Origin of the sequence: Sphingomonas sp. Ant20 (assembly GCF_000783375.1) — a bacterium.
Classification (GTDB): domain Bacteria; phylum Pseudomonadota; class Alphaproteobacteria; order Sphingomonadales; family Sphingomonadaceae; genus Sphingomonas; species Sphingomonas aerolata.
The window spans coordinates 1-5,669 of sequence record NZ_JRVI01000074.1; the positions used below are offsets into that span (position 1 = coordinate 1).

General features: G+C 67.1%; 4 protein-coding genes and 2 pseudogenes. 1 reads left to right on the forward strand and 5 read right to left on the reverse strand.

What is annotated here, in order from left to right; translation table 11 throughout:
- The 5 genes and pseudogenes from ssb to NI18_RS11215 form a co-directional block, all read right to left on the reverse strand.
- Positions 1-453: pseudogene (ssb, locus tag NI18_RS11195) on the reverse strand (single-stranded DNA-binding protein); the annotation flags it as partial.
- Positions 454-461: 8 nt separating this feature from the next.
- Positions 462-2,324 carry a ferrous iron transporter B gene (locus tag NI18_RS11200; RefSeq protein ID WP_031439774.1) on the reverse strand — a complete coding sequence of 621 codons (1,863 nt, stop codon included), beginning with the start codon at positions 2,322-2,324 and terminating at the stop codon, positions 462-464.
- Positions 2,325-2,337: 13 nt separating this feature from the next.
- Positions 2,338-2,613 (reverse strand): FeoA family protein, encoded by a 276-nt coding sequence (locus tag NI18_RS23355; RefSeq protein ID WP_031394931.1) that lies wholly within the window; start codon positions 2,611-2,613, stop codon positions 2,338-2,340.
- Positions 2,614-2,719: 106 nt separating this feature from the next.
- On the reverse strand, positions 2,720-3,373 hold the full coding sequence (locus NI18_RS11210; RefSeq protein ID WP_037529961.1) for a COQ9 family protein: 654 nt from the start codon (positions 3,371-3,373) through the stop codon (positions 2,720-2,722).
- Positions 3,370-4,347 (reverse strand): DMT family transporter, encoded by a 978-nt coding sequence (locus NI18_RS11215; protein WP_082451174.1) that lies wholly within the window; start codon positions 4,345-4,347, stop codon positions 3,370-3,372. Before NI18_RS11215 ends, NI18_RS11210 begins: the two co-directional genes overlap by 4 nt.
- A 50-nt stretch (positions 4,348-4,397) precedes the next feature.
- Here NI18_RS11215 and NI18_RS11220 point away from each other — a divergent pair.
- Positions 4,398-5,485, forward strand: a pseudogene (locus tag NI18_RS11220) (alkene reductase).
- Positions 5,486-5,669: the final 184 nt, after the last annotated feature.

Sequence of the window (5,669 nt, forward strand, 5' to 3'; positions counted from 1 at the left end):
CGCCTGACGAGCCGCCGCCAAAGCGTTGCCGCCGCCGGCCCAATCGTCGCCGCCGCCGCGGCTACCACCGCCACCGCCTGCGCCGCCGCCCTGGCCGCCATTCGGGCCGTCGAGCATCGTCAGCACGCTGTTGAAGCCCTGCAGCACGATCTCGGTCGAATACTTGTCCTGGCCCTGCGCGTCCTGCCATTTGCGCGTCTGGAGTGCGCCCTCGATATAGACCTTCGAGCCCTTGCGCAGATACTTCTCCGCGACGTTGGCGAGGCCTTCGTTGAAGATGGCAACCGAATGCCATTCAGTCTTTTCCTTGCGCTCGCCCGACATCTTGTCCTTCCAGGACTCGGACGTCGCGATGCGCAGATTGACGACCTTGCCGCCGTTCTGGAACTGCTTGCTTTCGGGATCGCGGCCGAGATTGCCGACGATGATGACCTTGTTGACGCTGCCTGCCATGATGCCCCTCAGAGGCCGGCGAACACCGCCAGCCAATATGTGATTCCGGCCATGATGTAGGCGGCGGCGAACAAATAGCCAACCATGAACGCCGGCCATTTCCACCCGTTCGTCTCGCGACGCGTGACGGCGATCGTCGAGATGCACTGCGGCGCGAATACGAACCACATCAGGAAGGCGAGCGCGGTCGGCAGGGTCCAGCGGCCGCGCAGATTCTCGACCATCGCCTTGCCGCCCTGGTTGCTGTCGGGATCGTCGATCGCATAGACCGTGCCGATCGCCGCGACCGCAACCTCGCGCGCGGCCATCGCCGGGATCAGTGCAAGCACGATGTCGCGGTTGAAGCCGATCGGCGCGAACACCGGGGCAATGCCGTTGGCGATCCGTCCCGCCGCCGAATAATCGACCGGCGACACCTTGCTGCCTTCAGGCGGCTTGGGAAAGCTCAGCATCACCCACAGGATCACGGTCGACACCAGGATGATGCCGCCCGCACGCTTCAGGAAGATCTGCGCGCGGCTCCACAGGCCGATGCCGACGTCGCGCCACTGCGGCCACTGATATTTCGGCATCTCCATCATGAAGCCCGACGACACGCCCTTGGTGACCGTCCGGCGCAGCACCAGCGCGGCGACGAACGCACCGACGATGCCCATCACGTACAGCCCGAGCATCACCAGCCCCTGAAGGCCGACGAACGGCAGGACCTGCGTGTTGGGAATGAATGCGCCGATGATCAGCGTGTAGACCGGCAGCCGCGCGGAGCAGGTCATCAGCGGCGCGATCAGGATCGTCGTCAGCCTGTCCTTCTCGTCGTCGATCGTCCGCGTCGCCATGATCCCGGGGATCGCGCAGGCGAAACTCGACAGCAGCGGGATGAACGCGCGCCCCGACAGCCCGACGCTCGCCATCACGCGGTCCATCAGGAACGCCGCGCGGACCATATAACCGCTCGCCTCGAGCACGAGGATGAACAGGAACAGGATCAGGATCTGCGGCAGGAACACGATCACAGCGCCGACGCCCTTGATCACCCCGTCGACCAGCAGCGACCGGAGCAGCGAATCGGGAAGCTCCGACGTGATGAACGCCTGCAGCGCCGTGAAGCCGCCGTCGATCAGGTCCATGAACGGCTGCGCCCAGCTGAAGACCGCCTGGAACATCAGGAACATGATCGCCAGCAGTAGCACCGGCCCGGCGATGGGATGCAGCGCGACCCCGTCGAGCATGTGCGTCCAGCGCCGTACCGGCGTCTCGGACAGCGTGGCGGCCGTCGCGATGTCGCGCGCGCGCCGCTGCAGCGTGACGATGTCGTCCTGCACACTGCCGTCCGACTTGCGCAGCCGGATCGGACCGTTGACGACGGTCTGCGTCAGGATCGCACGCAGCGCGTCGAGCCCGCGTTTGCGGACCGCGACGGTCGGGATCACCGGCACGCCAAGTTCTCGCGAAAGCACCGCCGCATCGAGTTTCAACCCGTCGCGTTCGGCGAGATCGACCATGTTGAGCGCCACCACGACGGGCAGGCCGAGCGCGATCAGCTGGAGCGTGAAGCGCAGGTGATTGTCGAGATTGGCGGCATCGACGACCACGACCAGCGCGTCGGGCAGGCGTTCGCCGTCCTGCGTTCCGGTGACGACGTCGCGCGTGACGCGCTCATCGGGGGAGGAGGGCTCGAGGCTGTAGGCGCCGGGCAGGTCGACCAGCTCGACCGGGCGGCCGTCGTCGAGCGTCAGCCGTCCGGCCTTGCGCTCGACCGTCACGCCTGGATAGTTGCCGACCTTCTGCCGCGCACCCGTGAGCGCATTGAACAGCGCGCTCTTGCCGGCATTGGGATTGCCGACCAGCGCGACCAGCGGTGCTGCGTTCATAATGCCAGGCTGATTATTCTGCGGCGGCTGGCGTGGGTGATACGCGAATCGCACCTGCGACCGCACGCCGCAATGCGACGGTCATCCGGCCGATCCGGCAGGCGATCGGACCCTGGCCCAGCGTCGCGCGGTGAAGAACCTCGACATCGACACCCTCGTCAAAGCCGAGTTCGCGCAACCGGCGTGCCTCCGGGCCTGCCAGTCTGGCCCAGTCGATCGCAGCGACGATGCCATGCTGCTTGCGGGGCAGCGTTTCGAGACTGACGGAACGATCGGGGCGAGTGTCCATGATGCGACTGATTATCAGTAACGGATCGCCAAGGGAAGCCCCGGCACGCGCACTTGACGCAGATTGCGTGCATTCCATCGCCGCGTGACGGCGCGCCGCGACCGGCTCACGCCACCGGATAGCGCAACCGCCCGACGAACCGCGACAGGCTGAAGCCATGCTCTGTCCGCTTGAGAAAGCCCGACTTTGCGGTTTCGAACCGCATGATGCCGTCGATCCGCCGGCTGAGAAACGCCCGCGTCTCGGCAAACCCCTCGCTGTCGTCGTCGAGGAAGACGGTGACGGTCGCGGCATAGACGCCGAGCAGGATCGTCCGCTTGGTATAATGATTGTAATCGGTCGCGACATCGCCCGCGGCGCGCCAGATCGTGTCGACCGTCCGCCAGCCGAGCCGCCCCGCCTTGGTCAGATTCTGCGGCAAGGCGAGGATCGCCAGCGCACGGCGCAGCGATTCGCGGTCGGCGGCGGTCGCCTGCAGCCGGGCCTCGATCAGCGCGGCGATCCGTGCGCGGATCTTCATCGCCGACAGCCGCTCGGGCGGCAGGCTTGCGAGCATCGCGACGTCGATATCGGCGAACCACGCGTCGATCATGTCGACCGGTCCCTCTTCGAAGGCGAGCGCGGCGACGTCGCGGTCGATTCCCGCCGCGTCCGCCGCCATGTCGCGCGCCGCGTCGCTCCACCCGTCGAACGCCGCATTGGCGGCGATGCCGGGGGCGAGCAGCGAACGGATTTCGTCGAGCGTGAGGTCTTGGGTCATACCGTCTCCTGCCGTCCAAGATCAGGCGTGTCGAGCGCCTCTTCAATAGGGGGGCGATCGGCCGGCGTCCGGCGGACCAGCACCAGCGCGATCGCCACCATCACCACGCCGGCCAGATCGGGCAGGCCGAGCCGCTCGCCATAGACCAGCCAGCCGACCGTCCCTGCGACGACCGGCTGGATCAGCAGCGCGATGCCGATCACCAGCGGCGAAAACCGCCCGAGCGCATAGATCATCAATCCCTGGCCCAGCACCTGGCTGCACAGCGCGAGCCCGATCAGCGGCCCCCACTGCGCCGGTACGATCCGCTCGCCCATCGCCAGCGCGAACACCAGCAGCGGCACGATGCCCGCCAGGGTCGACAGCACCAGTGCGGACAAGGGGGCGAGCGTCGTCCGCGCGCGCGCCATCAGGATGAAATACACCGTATAAAGCAGCCCCGCGAGGATGCAGAGCAGGTCACCCGCCAGGTTCTTCGCATCGAGCTGATAGGAGCGCCCGAGCAACAGCGCCGCGCCTGCCGCGGCGAGCATCAGCGCCCAGCCCTGTGTCCGCGTCGGCCAGGTCCGCGCGACGAGAAACCCGTAGATCGGAAACATCAGCGTCGCCGCATTGCCGAACAGCGTCGCATTGGCGAGCGTGGTGCGCAGGATGCCGAGATGCCAGCTGCCGAGATCCGCGGCGAAGCACACGCCGCCCGCGATCAGCCCGATCCAGACGCCGCGCCCGAGCCGCGTCGGTCGCGCGCCCTGCTGCGCTGCGAGCAGGACGAGAAACGGCACCGCCAGCGTCAGCCGCCAGAAACCCGCCGCGACCGGTCCGACCTCGGTCGCACGAACGAACCACGGCCCGAATGCGAGCGCGACATTGGCGATCAGCAGCGCGCCGAACGCGAGCGTACCGGGGGCGCCGGTCGTCGTCGCCGTCGGCGTTTCGGGCACGCTAGATATTCTTTGCGGGGCGGGGCGATGCATGCCGCGCTGTAGCGTCCTATCTTGCCCCCGTCAGGCATTAAGGAGCCCCCATGCCAAGCCTTTTCGATCCCATCACGCTCGGCGCCGTCGAAGCGCCCAACCGCATCCTCATGGCGCCGCTCACCCGCGGGCGTTCGGACAAGGACGCCGTCCCGTCCGACCTCATGGTCGACTATTACACGCAGCGCGCCAGCGCCGGCCTGATCATCTCGGAAGCCACCGGCATCAGCCGCGAAGGTCTGGGCTGGCCGTTCGCGCCGGGCCTGTGGACGCAGGCTCAGGTCGAGGCGTGGAAGCCCGTCACCGCAGCGGTGCACGCCGCCGGCGGCCGGATCATCGCACAGCTCTGGCATATGGGACGCCAGGTTCATTCGTCGGTGATCGGCGGCCAGCCCGTCTCGTCGTCCGCGACCAAGACCGAAGGCCAGGCGCATACGTTCGAGGGCAAGAAGGATTTCGAGGTCGCGCGTCCGCTCGAGCTGAACGAGATTCCGCGGCTGCTGAACGACTATGAGCTGGCGACGAAGAACGCGCTGGAAGCCGGGTTCGACGGCGTCCAGATCCATGCCGCGAACGGCTATCTGATCGACCAGTTCCTGCGCGACAACGCGAACAGCCGCACCGATGACTATGGTGGCAGCATCGAGAACCGCATCCGCCTGCTTCGCGAAGTCACCGAGCGTGTGATCTCGGTCGCCGGCGCCGATCGCACCAGTGTCCGCCTCTCGCCCAATGGCGATTCGCAGGGCGTCGACGACAGCAACCCCGAGCCGCTGTTCACCGCCGCCGCCAAGGCGCTGTCCGATCTCGGCATCGCCTTCCTCGAGCTGCGCGAGCCGGGTCCCGACGGCACCTTCGGCAAGACCGACGTGCCAAAGCTCAGCCCGGCAATCCGCAAGGTCTTCAAGGGCGTGCTGGTCGTGAACTCGGATTACGACACGCTCGAAAAGGCGCAGGCCGAGCTCGACAAGGGCGATGCCGATGCGATCAGCTTCGGCCGGACGTTCATCGCGAACCCCGATCTGCCCGAGCGCCTGCGCACCGGCGCACCGCTGGCGCAGGATAACCCGAAGACCTGGTATAGCCAGGGCCCAGAGGCTATATCGACTATCCGGCGCTGGAAACCGTGCCCGCCTAAGCCGACCGCCTGATTGTCACCGGTGACGCCATCGCATAGCAGCGCGGCTTTCGCGTCGTGCGCGGCGCACCGGTGAGACAGGACATAACATGACCGACGGCTGGGGCCCGCCGAAATCGCCCCCCAAATCCAGCCCCGCATCGGCCTGGCCGCTGAACGACCGCGGCCCCGGCCCGTTGCTGCC